The 16,415-nt window shown below is 74.4% G+C and carries 14 protein-coding genes and 2 riboswitches; of the genes, 7 read left to right on the forward strand and 7 right to left on the reverse strand.

The window, feature by feature from the left end; genetic code table 11:
- The first annotated feature begins 8 nt into the window (after nt 1-8).
- Nucleotides 9-104: riboswitch (glycine riboswitch) on the forward strand.
- Between the two features lie 192 nt (nt 105-296).
- The 5 genes from gcvP to OOT42_RS00835 all read left to right on the forward strand — a co-directional run bounded on the left by gcvP (nt 297) and on the right by OOT42_RS00835 (nt 6,054).
- Nucleotides 297-3,359, forward strand: coding sequence for an aminomethyl-transferring glycine dehydrogenase (gene gcvP, locus OOT42_RS00815; RefSeq protein ID WP_423775942.1), 3,063 nt, complete (start codon nt 297-299; stop codon nt 3,357-3,359).
- Between the two features lie 35 nt (nt 3,360-3,394).
- A complete protein-coding gene (gcvT, locus tag OOT42_RS00820; RefSeq protein WP_273653082.1) occupies nt 3,395-4,546 on the forward strand; it encodes a glycine cleavage system aminomethyltransferase GcvT in 1,152 nt (383 codons plus the stop codon).
- 82 nt (nt 4,547-4,628) lie between these two features.
- Nucleotides 4,629-5,000, forward strand: a complete 372-nt coding sequence (gene gcvH, locus OOT42_RS00825; protein WP_273653083.1) for a glycine cleavage system protein GcvH — start codon at nt 4,629-4,631, stop codon at nt 4,998-5,000.
- A 290-nt stretch (nt 5,001-5,290) separates the two neighbouring features.
- Nucleotides 5,291-5,524 carry a LuxR C-terminal-related transcriptional regulator gene (locus tag OOT42_RS00830; RefSeq protein WP_124342576.1) on the forward strand — a complete coding sequence of 78 codons (234 nt, stop codon included), beginning with the start codon at nt 5,291-5,293 and terminating at the stop codon, nt 5,522-5,524.
- Nucleotides 5,525-5,628: 104 nt separating this feature from the next.
- On the forward strand, nt 5,629-6,054 hold the full coding sequence (locus OOT42_RS00835) for a (deoxy)nucleoside triphosphate pyrophosphohydrolase (RefSeq protein ID WP_273653084.1): 426 nt from the start codon (nt 5,629-5,631) through the stop codon (nt 6,052-6,054).
- Nucleotides 6,055-6,158: 104 nt separating this feature from the next.
- On the opposite strand, the gene OOT42_RS00840 is transcribed toward OOT42_RS00835, so the two are convergent.
- From OOT42_RS00840 to OOT42_RS00870, 7 genes are all read right to left on the reverse strand, one after another.
- Complete coding sequence (locus OOT42_RS00840; RefSeq protein ID WP_168678160.1) at nt 6,159-6,302, reverse strand: hypothetical protein; 144 nt, start codon at nt 6,300-6,302, stop codon at nt 6,159-6,161.
- A gap of 367 nt (nt 6,303-6,669) precedes the next feature.
- Nucleotides 6,670-7,878 carry a MalY/PatB family protein gene (locus OOT42_RS00845; RefSeq protein ID WP_273653085.1) on the reverse strand — a complete coding sequence of 403 codons (1,209 nt, stop codon included), beginning with the start codon at nt 7,876-7,878 and terminating at the stop codon, nt 6,670-6,672.
- Nucleotides 7,879-7,980: 102 nt separating this feature from the next.
- Nucleotides 7,981-10,302 carry a 5-methyltetrahydropteroyltriglutamate--homocysteine S-methyltransferase gene (metE, locus tag OOT42_RS00850; protein WP_273653086.1) on the reverse strand — a complete coding sequence of 774 codons (2,322 nt, stop codon included), beginning with the start codon at nt 10,300-10,302 and terminating at the stop codon, nt 7,981-7,983.
- Nucleotides 10,299-11,384: a methylenetetrahydrofolate reductase gene (locus OOT42_RS00855; RefSeq protein ID WP_423775991.1), complete on the reverse strand. Its 1,086-nt coding sequence runs from the start codon at nt 11,382-11,384 to the stop codon at nt 10,299-10,301. Before OOT42_RS00855 ends, metE begins: the two co-directional genes overlap by 4 nt.
- Before the next feature lie 211 nt (nt 11,385-11,595).
- Nucleotides 11,596-11,691, reverse strand: a riboswitch (SAM riboswitch).
- A 168-nt stretch (nt 11,692-11,859) separates the two neighbouring features.
- Nucleotides 11,860-12,075, reverse strand: a complete 216-nt coding sequence (locus OOT42_RS00860; protein ID WP_273653087.1) for a hypothetical protein — start codon at nt 12,073-12,075, stop codon at nt 11,860-11,862.
- A gap of 195 nt (nt 12,076-12,270) precedes the next feature.
- Nucleotides 12,271-12,918, reverse strand: coding sequence for a DNA-3-methyladenine glycosylase I (locus OOT42_RS00865; protein WP_423775943.1), 648 nt, complete (start codon nt 12,916-12,918; stop codon nt 12,271-12,273).
- A gap of 93 nt (nt 12,919-13,011) precedes the next feature.
- Nucleotides 13,012-14,430 (reverse strand): TetR/AcrR family transcriptional regulator C-terminal domain-containing protein, encoded by a 1,419-nt coding sequence (locus tag OOT42_RS00870; RefSeq protein WP_273653088.1) that lies wholly within the window; start codon nt 14,428-14,430, stop codon nt 13,012-13,014.
- An 83-nt stretch (nt 14,431-14,513) separates the two neighbouring features.
- Here OOT42_RS00870 and OOT42_RS00875 point away from each other — a divergent pair, with 83 nt between their 5' ends.
- Nucleotides 14,514-15,488: an ATP-binding cassette domain-containing protein gene (locus OOT42_RS00875; RefSeq protein ID WP_273653089.1), complete on the forward strand. Its 975-nt coding sequence runs from the start codon at nt 14,514-14,516 to the stop codon at nt 15,486-15,488.
- Nucleotides 15,485-16,285, forward strand: a complete 801-nt coding sequence (locus OOT42_RS00880; RefSeq protein WP_273653090.1) for an ABC transporter permease — start codon at nt 15,485-15,487, stop codon at nt 16,283-16,285. Before OOT42_RS00875 ends, OOT42_RS00880 begins: the two co-directional genes overlap by 4 nt.
- Nucleotides 16,286-16,415 lie beyond the last annotated feature (130 nt).

Consider the following 16,415-nt stretch of genomic DNA (forward strand, 5'->3'; position numbering starts at 1 on the left):
ACGCTGCTCGAACCGACGCGGGAGAGCTCCGGACACCACGAGCCGGACGCCGAAGGAGCAACCCTCCCCGGGAATCTCTCAGGCCCCTGTACCGCGACGGCGAGGCAACTCTGGAAAGCGGTCGACCCCCGCGGGGACCGACCCACCGACGGTGCAAGTCGGCGCGCCCCGGGCCCTCAGCGGCCATGGCGGACCGGCAAAACTCTCAGGTCGCACGCCCGGCGCGCGCGGATGACAGAGCGGGGAGCCCACACGCCCGTCCCGGCGCGCCTGCCGGACGACCCCCGGAGCAGCCCGTGACCGACCTCAGCTCGTTGCACGACGTCGTCGCCCGTGCCGGCGCCCTCGCCGTCCCGCCCGTGCAGCCCGACGCCGACGCCCCGCACGCCGGCCCCGCCGCCGAGAGCCACACCGCCGCGGTGAACCTGACGGCCGTGGAGCACACGCCCGCCGCCGAGGGGTTCGCCGACCGGCACATCGGCCCGCGCGGCGAGGAGACGCTGCGCATGCTCACGACGGTCGGCTACCCGACGGTCGACGCGCTCATCGACGCCGCCGTGCCCGCGTCGATCCGGACGGGCCGGGAGCTGGACCTGCCGGCGGCGCGCAGCGAGGAGGACGTGCTCGACGCGCTGCGGAGCATCGCGGGCCGCAACCGCGTGCTCACGTCGATGATCGGCCAGGGGTACTACGACACCGTGACCCCTGCGGTGATCCGGCGGAACGTGCTGGAGTCGCCCGCCTGGTACACGGCGTACACGCCGTACCAGCCGGAGATCTCGCAGGGCCGCCTGGAGGCGCTGCTCAACTTCCAGACGATGGTCACGGACCTCACGGGTCTGGACATCGCGAACGCGTCGCTGCTCGACGAGGCGACCGCCGTGGCGGAGGCCGTCGCGCTCATGTGGCGCGGGCAGCGCAACAAGCCGGGCACGGTCGTGCTCGACGCGGACCTGTTCGGCCAGTCGCTGGCCGTGACGGTCGGGCGTGCGGAGGCGATCGGCCTGCCCGTCGTCGTCGCGGACCTGTCCGAGGGGCTGCCCGAGGTCGAGGGGACGCTGCTCGGTGTCGTCGTGCAGCAGGTCGGCGCGTCGGGTGCGGTGCGCGACCTGCGACCCGTGATCGCGCAGGCGAAGGAGCGCGGCGCGCTCGTGACGGTCGCCTCGGACCTGCTGGCGCTCACGCTCGTGACGACGCCCGGTGAGCTCGGTGCGGACATCGCGGTCGGGTCGGCGCAGCGGTTCGGCGTCCCGCTGTTCGGCGGTGGCCCGCACGCCGCGTTCATGGCGGTCCGCAACGGCCTGGAGCGGTCGCTGCCCGGGCGGCTCGTCGGGGTCAGCATCGACGCGGACGGTGCGCGCGCCTACCGCCTCGCGCTGCAGACGCGTGAGCAGCACATCCGCCGCGAGAAGGCGACGAGCAACATCTGCACCGCGCAGGCCCTGCTCGCGATCGTCGCGTCGATGTACGCGGTCTACCACGGCCCCGACGGCCTGCGGGCGATCGCGCAGCGCGTGCACGGGCACGCCCGGTCGGTCGCGACCGTCCTGACCGAGGTCGGTGTGACCGTCGAGCACGCGACGTACTTCGACACCGTGCGCACCTCCGTGCCCGGCCGTGCCGCGGCGGTCGTCGCCGCAGCCGCCGACCTCGGCGTCAACCTGTGGGCGCCCGACGCCGACCACGTGCAGGTCACGTGCGACGAGCGGACCCGCCCCGAGCACGTGCTCGCGGTCGTCCTCGCGTTCGCGCAGGCCGGCACGACGCGCCTCGAGGCGGACGAGGACGGCACGTTCGCGTTCGGCTTCGTCGGCGCCGGCGACCTCGACGGGCCGTCCGACGCGCTCCCCGAGGCGCTGCGCCGCACGACGCCGTACCTGCAGCACCCCGTCTTCCACCTGCACCGCTCCGAGACCGCGATGCTGCGCTACCTGCGTCGCCTCTCCGACAAGGACCTCGCGCTCGACCGCACGATGATCCCGCTGGGCTCATGCACCATGAAGCTCAACGCGACCGTCGAGATGGAGGCGATCTCCTGGCCCGAGTTCGCCGCGATCCACCCGTTCGCCCCCGCCGACCAGACGCAGGGCTACGCCGAGCTCGTCACCGAGCTGCAGGACTGGCTCGCCGAGATCACGGGCTACGCGGCGGTGTCGGTGCAGCCGAACGGCGGCTCGCAGGGCGAGTTCGCGGGCCTGCTCGCGATCCACGCGTACCACCGCAGCCGCGGCGAGGAGCGCGACATCTGCCTCATCCCCGCCTCCGCGCACGGCACGAACGCGGCGTCGGCGGCGCTCGCGGGCCTGCGCGTCGTGGTCGTCGCGACGGCGCCCGACGGGTCGATCGACCTCGACGACCTGCGCGCGAAGCTCGACCAGCACGGCCCGCAGGTCGCGGCGATCATGATCACCTACCCGTCGACGCACGGCGTCTACGAGGAGGGCGTCCGCACGGTGTGCGACCTCGTGCACGACGCGGGCGGCCAGGTCTACATCGACGGCGCGAACCTCAACGCGCTCGTCGGGCTCGCGCGCCCGGGCGAGATCGGCGGCGACGTGAGCCACCTCAACCTGCACAAGACGTTCTGCATCCCGCACGGCGGCGGCGGTCCCGGTGTCGGTCCGGTCGCGGTCGCGGCGCACCTCGCGCCGTTCCTGCCGGGCGACCCGACCCCGGCGCGCGACGGCGACGGCTCCGGGGCCTCGGCGACGGGTGCCGTCGCCCCGGTGTCCGCGGCGCCCTGGGGCTCGGCGGGCATCCTGCCGATCTCCTGGGCGTACGTCGCGCTCATGGGCCCCGACGGCCTGCGTGCGGCGACGGAGACGGCCGTGCTGGCCGCGAACTACCTGGCCACCCGGCTCGCGCCGCACTTCCCGGTGCTCTACACGGGCCCGAACGGGCTCGTCGCGCACGAGTGCATCCTCGACCTGCGCGACCTCACCAAGCAGACGGGCGTGACCGCCGAGGACGTCGCGAAGCGGCTCATGGACTATGGGTTCCACGCGCCGACGCTGTCGTTCCCCGTCGCGGGGACGCTCATGGTCGAGCCGACGGAGAGCGAGGACCTCGCGGAGCTCGACCGGTTCGTCGACGCGCTCGTCGCGATCCGTGCCGAGATCGACGCGGTCGCCGACGGCCGGTGGACGGTCGAGGAGTCGCCGCTGCGCAACGCGCCGCACACCGCGGCGGCGGTCACGTCGGACGACTGGGACAAGCCGTACCCGCGCCGGCTCGCGGCCTACCCCGTCGCGTCGCTCGGCGAGAACAAGTACTGGCCGCCGGTCCGCCGCATCGACGGCGCGCACGGCGACCGCAACCTCGTCTGCTCGTGCCCGCCGGTCGAGGCGTTCGCCGAGTGAGCACGTCCGAGCCCACCCCGACGAACGGAGCGACCGTGAGCGACCCGACGACGGACACCCTGTCCCCGCTGCACGACGAGCACGTCGCCCTCGGCGCCGCGCTCACGTCGTTCGCCGGGTGGCAGATGCCGCTGCGGTACTCGTCCGACATCGCCGAGCACACCGCGGTCCGCACGGCCGCGGGGCTGTTCGACCTGTCCCACATGGGCGAGCTCGAGATCACCGGCCCGCAGGCGGGTGCCGCGCTCGACGCGGCGCTCGTCGGTCACCTGTCGGCGCTCGCCGACGGTCGTGCGCGGTACACGATGATCGTCGACGAGCACGGCGCGGTCCTCGACGACCTCGTCGTGTACCGGCTCGCGGCCGAGCGGTTCGTCGTCGTCGCGAACGCGTCGAACGTGGCCGTCGTCCGCGACGCCCTCGTCGAGCGGATCGCGGGCTTCGACGCGGCCCTCGACGACGCCTCGTTGCGGACGGCCCTCGTCGCGGTCCAGGGCCCGCGCGCGGAGCAGATCGTCGCGTCGGTGACCGAGGCCGCCGACGTCGACGCGGTGCGCGCGCTCAAGTACTACGCCGCCGTCCCCGCGACGGTCGCCGGGCTCTCGGCCCTCGTGGCGCGCACCGGCTACACCGGCGAGGACGGCTTCGAGCTGTTCGTCGACGCCGCCGACGCCCCCGCGCTGTGGCGTGCGCTCCTCGCCGCCGGCGAGCCGCACGGTCTCGTCCCCGCGGGCCTCTCCGCGCGCGACAGCCTCCGCCTCGAGGCCGGCATGCCGCTGTACGGCAACGAGCTCGACCGCACGACGACGCCCTACGACGCGGGACTCGGTCGCGTCGTCCGGCTCGACAAGACCGACGCCGACGGGAAGCCGCTCGACTTCGTCGGACGCGCCGCCCTCGCCGGTCGCCACGACTCCGAGCCGGCCCGCGTGCTCGTCGGGCTGCAGGGCCTCGGCCGCCGCGCCGCCCGACACGGCTACCCGGTGCTCGCGTCGTCGGCGCCGGACGCCCCGCACGTCGGGACCGTCACGTCGGGTGCCCCGTCGCCGACCCTGGGCCACCCCGTCGCCATGGCGTACGTGACCCCGGAGGTCAGCGCCCCGGGCACGGAGCTCGCCGTCGACGTGCGCGGTCGCGCCGAACCCGTGCGCGTGGTGGCCCTGCCCTTCTACCGTCGTCCTCGATGACGTCGTCGCGACACCTCGCAGCACCCCCGTCGCGACGACACCCGTCCTCGACGAGCCCGGCCCGGACCGACCTGGAGACGCCATGACCGACCTGCCCACGCACCTGCACTACACGCTCGAGCACGAGTGGCTCCAGGACGGGACGCCCGCGACCGTCGGCATCACGTCGACCGCCGCTGAGGCGCTCGGCGACATCGTCTACCTCGAGCTCCCGGCCGTCGGCGAGACGATCACCGCCGGTGCGGTCGTCGGCGAGATCGAGTCCACCAAGTCGGTGTCGGAGCTGTTCTCGCCCGTCTCCGGCACCGTCGCCGAGATCAACCAGGAGGCGATCGACGACCCGTCGCTCGTCAACTCCGACCCGTTCGGCCGCGGCTGGCTGCTCAAGGTCGACGTGACCGAGACCGGTCCGCTGCTCACCGCCGAGGAGTACGAGGCGCACGCCGCCGGCTGACGTCCTCGTCCTCCGGTGAACCAACTGCTGCGTCGAGCCGTATATCGGACGTTACGGACCGCACACCATCGGCCGAACGGGTGAACCCGACGGGCTCTCGTGGCCCGGGTGTATCAGCAACGCCCCCCGACGTTCATTGTGGGTGGCAGCGAGACCGGTACGCAGCGATTCGCGCAGAACGAGTTGGTGAAAGTGGCGTCATGACGCCCTGGATGTCGCCTCTCATCCGGTACGCCGCCTCAGGCGGAGCCGGAGAAGTCGGCATCCATGCAGCACAACCGGAGGACACGATGAGCATGTTGGAGACGAGCGAGACGGTCGGGACCGTCACCGAGGCGCTGACCCGCCGCGAGCGGGTGGTCCTCGGCGAGCTCGGCGAGGACGTGACGCTCGAGGAGATCGCCACCCGTCTGTTCGTGACGCGCAACACCGTCAAGTCCCAGGTCCGCAGCGTCTACCGCAAGATCGGCGTCTCCACGCGCGCCGAGGCGGTCGCGTGGGCCGTCGCGCACGGCATCCGCTAGACCTGACGACGCCGACTTCCCGGCGGCCCGGGCGACCGGGCCGCCGTTCGGCAGCCGGCAGCGCCTCGCCCGCTTTCGCCCACCGGGCCTGGCAGACTCACCGCATGACATCACCCGTGCTCGTCGTCGCCGCCGCCGTGGTCGACGACCTGGACGAGCCCCGGGTCCTGCTCGCCGCCCGTCGCGCGACGCCGGCGAGCCTCGCAGGTCGATGGGAGTTCCCCGGCGGCAAGGTCGACGCCGGGGAGACCCCCGAGGTCGCCCTGCACCGTGAGCTCCGGGAGGAGCTCGGCATCCGTGTCGCCCTCGGCGACGAGGTCGTGGGTCCGGACGACGGCGTCTGGCACCTCACCGACCGGTACGTGATGCGGCTGTGGCTCGCCGAGGTCGTCGACGGCGTCCCCGAGCCTCTCGTCGAGCACGACGAGCTCCGCTGGCTGCCCGCCGGGCAGTGGCACGACGTCCCGTGGCTCGACGCGGACGTCCCCATCGTGGACGCGCTCGCCGCACTCGTGGGCGACCGCGTCTGACGTCCCTTTCCGCACGCCCGCGTCTCCGGACGTGAGACGGCCCGCGGGGGGCCGGCATCGACGGCGGCGGGACCGTGTGCCGGCCCGCTCCGCGGGCCGTCAGCTCACCAGCGGTGGTTGCTGTTGCCCGAGCAGACCATGCCCGTGCCGCGGCAGAAGGTGCACTCGCCCTTCCACCGCTTGCGACCCTGACCCTCGCAGTGGTTGCACTCCGCCACCGGGGACGTGCACTCGTCGCACCTCTTCATGTCCGCCTCCTCGCCAGGCTCGTCGTCGTGCCCGGACCACGAGCCGTCTGGATCGGCACGGGGTCTTCAGTCGTCAGCATCGGCAGGACACGCGTCCACTTGAGCGGCGCGACCTGACCGTGACCTGGACGCGGGTCCCGACGGCGTCTCGGACGGGACCTATGTCGCGATTCGTGCGCTGTGTCCGTGCAGGTCGGCGAAGATTCGCCCGTTCGGCGCAGCGGTCGTCGGCGCGTCGATGACCGGACGGGGACCGGGTCGTCCGTGCGACGGTGCACCGTCCGAGCGTGTCGTCCACGCTCGTGCCGGGACCGTCGGACGGCGTCGCCGGAGCCGTACCGGGCCGGACCGGACCGGCGGCCTGGAGTCAGGCCAGCGCCGCCGCCAGGCGCCGGACGCCCTCGTTGAGGGTGGCCGTCGACGCCGCGAGGTTGAGGCGCGCGAAGCCGACGCCCTCCGGCGTGCCGAACGTCGGCCCGGGGTTGAGCGCGAGGCGACCACGCTCGAGCGCCAGCCGAGCGGGGTCGGCGCCGTCGCGGACCGCGAGGACGTCGCGCAGGTCGAGCCAGGCGAAGTACGTCGCGTCGGGCGGCGTCCAGCGCGCCGCGGGCAGGTGCGTCGCGAGGAGCCCGGCGAGCAGCCGCTGGTTGTGGCGCAGACCGTCGAGGACGGCGTCCAGCCAGTCCCCGCAGTCGCGGAGCGCCGTCGTGTGCGCAACCGAGCCGAGGTGGCTGACGCCGTGCAGCACGATCTCCGGCAGGCGCGCGAGGTCCGCGCGGGCGTCCGGTCCCGGGACCGCGACGGCCGCCTTGAGCGCGGCCAGGTTGAACGCCTTCGACGCCGAGTGCAGCGCGATCGCCGACGGGATCACGGTCGTCGTCGGGACGAACCTCGGTCGCGCGTCGCCCTGGCCGTCGCCGTCGGTCGACCGCGCGCTCACGGTCGTGACGAGCGGCGCGTGGATCTCGTCCGCGACGACCCGGACGCCGTGCCGCTCGGCGAGCTCACCGACGCCCGCGAGCTCCGCCGCCGTGTGCAAGGTGCCCGTCGGGTTGTGCGGGTGGCAGAGCAGGTACGCGGCGCGGCGGCCGCCTGTCGTGGCCGTCGCGAACGCGGCGTCGAGCGCGTCGAGGTCGAGGCGGCCGTCCGGTCCGAGCGGGGCGGGGAGCGGGCGGCGGTCGGCGTGCGCGACGAACTGCACGAACGGCGGGTACACCGGGGGACTGATCACGACGGCGTCGCCGGGGTCGGTGACGAGCCGCAGCACCTCGACGATCCCGAGCATGACGTCCGGCACGAGCCGGCAGTCCGCGACGGGCACGTCCCAGCCGTAGCGGGTGGCGGCGAACCCGGCGAGGGCCTCCGCGTAGTCGGGTCCGTGGACGTACCCGGTGTCGCCGGCGCGCATCGCGTCCGACACCGCCCGGACCACCGCCTCGGGCTGCGGGACGTCCATCTCCGCGACGTACATCGGCAGCACGTCGGGCGGGTAGCGGCGCCACTTCTGGCTCGTCCGTCGACGCAGCGCGTCCAGCGGCACGGAGTCGAAGATCGTCGTCCCGGCGCGCACGTCCACGTCCCGACCCTATGTCGGCCCGCTCCGGCCCGGCGGAGGGCCGGGCCCGTGGTGGACCCGGCCCTCCGGTCGTGCGGTGCGCCCGTCAGGGCGTGCGCGACGTCAGAGCGTCGCGCGGACCGCCCGCGTCGCCTGCAGGATGTGCTCCAGCGACGGGGTGACCTCCTCGTAGCGGCGGGTCTTGAGGCCGCAGTCGGGGTTCACCCAGAGCTGGTCGAGCGCGATGGCCTTGACGGCCTCGGTCAGGAGCTCCTCGACCTCGGCCTCGCTCGGCACGCGCGGCGAGTGGATGTCGTAGACGCCCGGGCCGACGGCGCGCGGGTAGCCCGCGGCGGCGATGTCGCCGAGGATCTCCATCTTCGAGCGGGCCGCCTCGATCGACGTGACGTCGGCGTCGAGGCCGTCGATCGCGCCCATGATCTGGCCGAACTCGGAGTAGCACAGGTGCGTGTGGATCTGGGTGTCCTCGCGCACGCCCGCCGTCGAGAGGCGGAACGAGCGGACCGACCAGTCGAGGTACGCCGCGTGGTCCTCCGTGCGCAGCGGCAGGAGCTCGCGCAGGGCGGGCTCGTCGACCTGGATGATGCCGATGCCCGCGGCCTCGAGGTCGGCGATCTCGTCGCGCAGGGCGAGGCCGACCTGGTTGGCGGTGTCGCCGAGCGGCTGGTCGTCGCGCACGAACGACCACGCGAGGATCGTCACCGGGCCCGTGAGCATGCCCTTGACCGGCTTCTCCGTGAGCGACTGCGTGTACGAGGTCCACGCGACCGTGATGGGCGCCGGGCGCGACACGTCGCCCCACAGGATCGACGGGCGCGTGCAGCGCGAGCCGTAGGACTGGACCCAGCCGTTGGTCGTCACGGCGAACCCGTCGAGGTTCTCCGCGAAGTACTGGACCATGTCGTTGCGCTCGGGCTCACCGTGCACGAGGACGTCGAGCCCGATCTTCTCCTGCAGCTCGACGACGCGGCGGATCTCCGCCTTCATCTCGTCCTCGTACTGCTCGGCGGTGAGCTCGCCCTTGCCGAACGCGGCGCGGGCCTTGCGGATCTCGGGCGTCTGCGGGAACGAGCCGATGGTCGTCGTCGGCAGCGGCGGCAGGTCGAAGCGCGCGGCCTGCGCGGCCTTGCGGGACTCGAAGTCGCCGCGGTTGAACGCGTCCTCGCCGAGGGCGGCCACGCGCTCGCGCACCTCGGGACGGACGACGCCGGGGGCCGTCTTGCGCGACGCGACCGCGTCAGACGCCGCGAGCAGCTGCTCGTGGATCGCCTCGCGGCCCTCGGTCAGGCCCTCGGCGAGCGTGACGACCTCGACGACCTTCTGGTCGGCGAACGCGAGCCAGGACTTCAGCGTCGGGTCGAGCGTGGGCTCGTCCTGCACGTCGTGGGGGACGTGGAACAGCGACGTCGACGTGCCGACCGTGACCGCACCGGCGCCGATGTTCTCGAGCTGCTCGAGGATCGCGAGCTTCGCGTCGAGGTCGGCGCGCCAGATGTTGTGGCCGTCGATCACGCCCGCGACCAGCGTCTTCGACTCCAGACCCGGGACCGCCTGCGCCGGGGCCGGGCCGCGGACCAGGTCGACGCCGATGGCCTCGACGTCGGTCGCGGCGAGCACGCCGAGCGCATCGCGCAGGTCGCCGTAGGGCGCGGCGACGAACAGCGCCGGGCGGCCCTCGACCGCGGTGAGCGCGCGGTACGCCTCCGTGACCGACGCGAGCAGGCGCTCGACCGGCACCTCGACCGAGTCCGACACGAGGGCCGGCTCGTCGAGCTGCACCCACGTCGCCCCGGCCTCGGCCAGGTCGCGCAGCAGCGCCGCGTAGACCGGCAGGACGTCGGCGAGGCGGTCGATCGGCGCGAAGCCCTCGGGGGAGCCCTCGGCGGCCTTCGCCAGCGCGAGGAACGTGACCGGGCCGACGATGACCGGGCGGGTCAGCACGCCCTCGGCCAGCGCCTCCGCGAACTCGCGCACCGGGCGGTCGCTCGCGTAGCGGAACTCGGTGTCGGGTCCGATCTCGGGGACCAGGTAGTGGTAGTTCGAGTCGAACCACTTGGTCATCTCGAGCGGCAGGTCGTCGCCGCGGCCGCGCGCGACCGTCGAGTAGCCCGCGAGGTCCAGGCGTCCGTCCGCGTCGACGAGGTCGGCGAAGCGCGGCGGGACCGCGCCGAGGACCGTCGCGGCGTCGAGCACGTGGTCGTAGAACGAGAACGCGCTGGGGATCGCCGGCACGTCCGTGCGCAGGCCGAGCTCGGCCAGGCGGGTGCGCGTGCGGCGGCGCAGGTCGGCGGCGACGGCCTCGACCTCGTCGGCGGAGGAACGGCCGGCCCAGAACGCCTCGATCGCCTTCTTGAGCTCGCGGCGCGGACCGATCCGGGGGTAGCCCAGGACGGAGCCGGCGGGGAACGTGGGGGTGGTGGTCATCGCGGTGTCTGTCCCTCGTGGGTCGGGTCGGGTGCCGTCGTGGTGGGTCCGGGCGAGCCGGGGGTCGTCGCGGTGGAGGCCGTGACGGGTGCTGCGACGCGGCCGGTGCGCGCCCCGCCGTCCAGACCCGCTCCTTCGAGCAGGTCGAGCGCGGCGTGGTGCTGGTTGAACGTGTAGAGGTGGACGCCCGGGGCGCCCCCGTCGAGCACCCCCTGGACGAGGTCGACGCCCGCGCGGATGCCGCGCCGGTGTCGCTCGACGTCGTCGTCCGCGGACCCGAGCAGGTCGAGCAGGTCACGCGGGACGGGCACGCCGGTGAGGTCCTGCACGCGCAGCAGCCGTGCGGGGTCCGTCGCCGGGATGATGCCCGGGATGATCGGGATGGTGACGCCCGCGTCGCGCGCCTCGGCGACGAGGCCGAGGTACGCCTCCGCGTCGAAGAACACCTGCGTGATCGCGAAGTCGGCGCCGGCCTCCTGCTTGGCGAGCAGCGACGCGACGTCCTGGGCGCGCGTCCCGCCGGTGGCCGCGTTGCCGCGGGGGAACGCCGCGACGGCCACCGACAGCGGTCGGACCCGGGCCCGGACCGCCTGCGACGGGCTGCCCGCGCAGCGACGCGACTCGATCTCCCGCAGCAGCTCGACGAGCTCGCTCGCGGTGTTCAGGCCGTCCGGGTGCGGCTGCCAGTCGGCCTGCCCCGCGGGCGGGTCCCCCCGCAGCGCCAGGAACGAGCGTGCCCCCTCGTCGAGGAACTCCTCGACGATCGTCGTGATCTCGTCGCGCGACGTGCCGACGCAGGTCAGGTGGGCGATCGGGTTGAGCGACGTCTCCCGCAGCAGACGGCTGACGAGCGCGCGGGTCGTGACGCGCGTGCGTCCCGAGGCGCCGTACGTGACCGACACGAAGTCGGGGTGCGCCTCGCCGAGCCGCTGGATCGTCTCCCAGAGGCGCGGAGCGGCGTCGGGGTTGCGCGGGGGGAAGAGCTCGAACGACACCGTGGGCCGGTCGATCGCCGCGAGCGGGCGACCCGGTGCGACGTGCGGACCGGTGGTCCGTCGCGAGGCGGGCTCGTCGACCGTCACGGGCCCGGCGGCCACCGCTGCGGCGGCGGCGTCCGTGGCGGGTCCGGTGACCGGTGCGGGCGCCGCGACAGGAGCGGGCGTGGCGACCGGCGCGGGAGCGGGCGCGGCGGTGCCCGGTGTCGCGCTCGCGAGGGGCGCGCTCACCGGGTGGCCCGGGGCGTCCGGCCCGCGCGGGGTGCGCGGGGACACGCGGCGTGATGCGGCATCGTTCACTCCATCGACCCTGGCGGAAGCACCCACACCCTCGCCAGGAGGGGGGTTGCTGCGGCGTCGTCGAGCCAGGTCTCTCGGCCGCTCTGGATGGTTGTCGTGATGCTAGACCGCCGACCACATGGTGGGCAACGCTGCTCGATCGGTGAGACGGCGACGTCCGCGGGGTCGACGGGTCAGACGGGGGCGTCGATCGGAGGGCGCCCGGGGCTCGGTCGGGCGACGGGGGCGGGGAGCACGGCGGCGCCGACGAGGGCGCGTCGGGTCAGCGGCGGCGGCGCGGCGTGAGGTGGCCCGGCCGGAGCCGGCTGCGCTGCGTCGGGACGTCGAACCACGACGTCGGCGAACCGGCCTGCACGCCGAGCAGTCCGTCCTGGACGGCGGCCAGCACCTCGGCGTCGACGGTCGACGGGGTCGACATGGCCGCTGCCGCCCCGCGCACGGCGTCGAGCCGTGCGTCCGGGTCGGTCGTGTCGGTCATGCCGGGCATCTTAACCTCCACCCGAAAGAGGGTCAGGGGCGGCGCGGAGGCGTCACCCGACGGGAGCAGCAGCCCGCCGGCCCCCGCAGCGACAGCCCGACGCCGGCCCCCGCAGCGACAGCCCGACGTCCGCCCCCGAAGCGTCAGCCCGACGCCCACCCCGGCAGCGTCAGCTCGACGCCCACTCCGGCAGCGTCAGCCCGACGCCGGGCGCCCGGTCACCGACGGGCACGTCGCGAGGTGGTCGTCGACCAGCCCGCACGCCTGCATCGCCGCGTACGCGGTGGTGGGACCGACGAACCGGAAGCCGAGCGACTTCAGCTCCCGCGCCAGCGCCTTCGACTCGGGGGTCACCGCGGGCACGTCCGCCCAGGTCGCGGGGCGGACGTGGTCCGCGCGGTCGGGGGCGTGCGACCACAGCACCTCGTCGAGCGTGCGCGACTGCGCGTGCAGGTCGCGCAGCGCTCGGGCGTTCGCGATCGTCGCCTCGATCTTCGCGCGGTTGCGCACGATCCCCGCGTCCGCCATCAGCCGGGCGACGTCGGCGTCGCCGAACTCCGCGACGACCTCCGCGTCGAAGTCGGCGAAGGCCGCCCGGAAGGCGGGCCGCTTGCGCAGGATGGTGATCCAGGCGAGCCCGGACTGGAACCCCTCCAGCGCGACCCGCTCGAAGAGCGCGTGCTCGCCGTGCACCGGCCGGCCCCACTCCTCGTCGTGGTACCGCTCGTACAGGGGGTCGCCGTCGCCGAAGCACCGCCCCACGAGCGGCGTCGGACCGACAGGGTCGGCGGGCGCGGCGGGTTCGGTGGTCAGGTCGGTGCTCGGGGGCGGCTGTGCGGTCACGACGTCAGTCTGGCGTCGTCCGCCCACACGTCGACGGCCGGGCGAGGGCAGTGGGGACGCGTCGGTCGTCGACGGGGGCTGTGGACGGCTCGGTCACGCATGGCCCGCGCGGGCGATCAGCGCCGCGATCCCGTCGAGCACGAGCCGCGACCCGAACGAGACGCCGTCGTCCTGCATCGCGGCGCTGAACGCCCCCGCGTCGGCCGCCCGCAGGAGCGCGGGGTGCTCGTCGCGAGTCGCGACCGCCGCGAGCATGCGGTCCATGTCGTAGGGCGCGGCGGTCATGTCCTCGACCGCCCGCTCGCGCGCCTCCCACGACGCGAACAGCCGCAGCTCGTCGAGCTGGTGGCTCGCGAGCATGCCGACGGCGGCGACCTTCGACGCCTCGTCGAGCGGTGTGTCCTCCAGCGCGGCGACCATCGCCTCCATCCACGCGAGCCGGTTCGGCCCGACCGCGTGCAGCACGGTGCCGGTGTGCGCGAGCCACGGGTGCGCGTAGAGGATCGGCTGCTGGAGCGCGACGAGCAGCTCGAGCCGGGCGCGCCAGTCGCCGACCTCGGGCCCGACGACGGGCGGGCGGCCGCTCGCGCGGTCCGACATGAGGCTGACGACCTCGTCCTTCGACGACACGTACCGGTAGAGGGACATCGTCGTGAAGCCGAGCGACTCGGCGAGCCGTGCCATGGACACCGCGCCGATCCCCTCGGCGTCGGCGAGCGCGATGGCGGCGTCGGCGATCTGGTCGAGCGTGAGGCTGGGGCGTGGGCCGCGGCGGGGCGGCTCGGGCGCGCGCCAGAGGACGGCGAGGTCGGGGGGCAGCGCGGAGGCGTCGACGGTAGCGGCGGGTGCGGGGGTGCTCTCGGCGCGGGCCGCCTCCCGTCGGGCCTTGTCCGCCTCGCGGGCGGCGCGCTGCTGGGCGAGGGCGGCGTCGCGTGCAGCCTTCTCGGCCTCGCGCAGCGCACGACCGGCCTCGCGGGCGGCGTCCCGGGCGGCGCGCTCCCGCTCGGCCTGGGCGCGCTCGGTCTCCTTGCGGGCCTCGTCCTCGCGTCGCCGGCGCTCCTTCTCGACGCCTGCGAGGGCGCGCGTCCGCTGGTCCTCGGCCTGCTGGAGCGCCTTCGTGCGGTCCCGCTCGGCCTTCTCCTCGTCGCGGCGACGCCGGTCGGCGTCGCGACGCGCGCGCTCGGCGTCCTTGGCGGCGGCGCGCTCGGCCTTCTCGCGGTCGCGGCGGGCCCGGTCGGCCTCCTTGGCGGCCGCGCGTTCGGCCTTCTCGCGGTCGCGCCGCAGGGCCTCGGCCTCGCGTCGCGCGTCGTCGGCCTCCTGACGGGCGCGGGCGTCGCCGTCGTGCGCACGTCCCTGCGCTCCGTCGTCGTCGTCGCCTGCCGGGTGGTCGACCGGCGGCGTCGTCGCCGCGTCGTCCTGTGCACGTCCCGGCACGGCGCCGCCCGCCGCTGACCGCGCCCGTGCCGCGTCGTCGGCGTCGGGCGACTGCGCCGGGTCGATGGCCTCGTCCACGTCGTACCTCCTTGACGCTCGATCCTATAAGTGTGTATGACATACACACACAGTTTACGACGTACACAGAAGGAGGCCACGCGATGACCGCTCCGATCGTCGTCGCCCGCGGACTGCGCAAGTCCTACGGCGACCTCACCGTCCTCGACGGCGTCGACCTCGACGTCCACCGCGGCGAGGTCCTCGCCCTGCTCGGGCCCAACGGCGCGGGCAAGACGACGACCGTCCGCATCCTGTCGACGCTCCTGCGACCCGACGGCGGCACCGCGACCGTCGCGGGAGCCGACGTCGTGCGCGACCCCGCCGCCGTGCGCGCGGCCATCAGCCTCACCGGCCAGTACGCCGCCGTCGACGAGCTGCTCACCGGGACCGAGAACCTGCACCTCATGGCCCGCCTCGCGCACCTCGGCAGCCGCGAGGTCCGCACGCGCACCGCCGACATGCTCGAGCTCTTCGACCTCACCGACGCGGACGGGCGCCTCGTCAAGACGTACTCGGGCGGCATGCGGCGGCGGCTCGACCTCGCGGTGAGCCTGCTCAGCCGCCCGCAGGTCGTGTTCCTCGACGAGCCGACGACCGGCCTCGACCCGCGCAGCCGCGGCGACCTGTGGGAGGTCATCCGCGGTGTCGTCGACGCGGGCGCGACGCTGCTGCTCACCACGCAGTACCTGGAGGAGGCCGACCGCCTCGCCGACCGGATCGTCGTCATCGACCACGGTCGCGTCATCGCGCAGGGCACCGCCGCCGAGCTCAAGCGGACGGTCGGGTCGGCGCACGTCGAGCTCGTGCTGCGCGACGGGACCGTGCAGCAGGTGCCCACCGACGGGTCCGTCGCCGACGTGCACCGCATCCTCGGGGAGGTGTCGGCGCGCCCGCTCGACGTCGCCGCGTGGCAGGTCCGTGAGCCCACGCTCGACGACGTCTTCCTCAGCCTGACCGGCAAGCCCGCCGAGCCCACCGAGCCCGCCGCCGGCGCCGCCCCGAGCGACACCGACCGCCACCGCCCGTCCGCCGACGCGCTCGCCGCCGCCGGCCCGCACCCCCGGGAGACCCGATGACCGCCCTCCTCGCGCCCGCACCCACGACGGCCCGCCCCGGCCCGGGCCAGACCGTCCGGGACACGACCGCGCTGATCGGCCGGACGCTGCGCCGCACGACCCGGCAGCTCGACACGCTGCTGCTCTCGGTGATGCTGCCCGTGATGCTCCTGCTGATGTTCACGTACGTGTTCGGCGGGGCGATCGACCCGACCGGGCGCTACGTCGACTTCGTCGTGCCGGGCATCATCCTGCTGACCGCCGGGTACGGGGCGGCGAACACCGCGGTCGACATGGCGTCCGACATGACGAACGGCATCATCGACCGCTTCCGCTCGATGCCGATCCGCGCGACGGGCGTCGTCACCGGGCACGTGGTGGCGAGCATGGCGCGCAACGCGGTGTCGACCGCGCTCGTGATCGGTGCCGCGTTCCTGGTCGGGTTCAGCCCCGACGCGACGCTGCTCGACTGGCTCGGCGCGCTCGGCCTGGTCGCGCTGTTCGTCCTCGCGCTGACGTGGGTCGGCGTGGCCGTCGGGATCGTGTCGTCCGGGCCGGAGGCGGCCAGCGGCTTCACGTTCTTCATCCTGTTCCTGCCGTACGTGTCGAGCGCGTTCGTGCCGCCGGAGTCGATGCCGTCGGTGCTGGAGGCGATCGCCGCGTGGAACCCCGTCACGCCGGTGACCGACACCATGCGCGGCCTGCTCCTCGGCCTGCCGCTCGAGACGTCGACGTGGGTGTCGGCGGTCGCGTGGTGCGTCGGCATCTTCCTGGTCGCCCGGACGGCCGCGGGCCTCCTCTTCGCCCGCCGCCGCTGACGCAGCCGGCCGACGGCCCGAACCCCGGCGACCCGGGTCCTGTGACCGCAGGAGCGCCACGAGCGGTCACAGGACCCGGGTCGCCGGGATGGGGAGGGGATGGGTGACCGGCGGCCGGCGGTCCTCGGGT

It is taken from the genome of Cellulomonas fimi (assembly GCF_028583725.1).
Lineage (GTDB): Bacteria > Actinomycetota > Actinomycetes > Actinomycetales > Cellulomonadaceae > Cellulomonas > Cellulomonas fimi_B.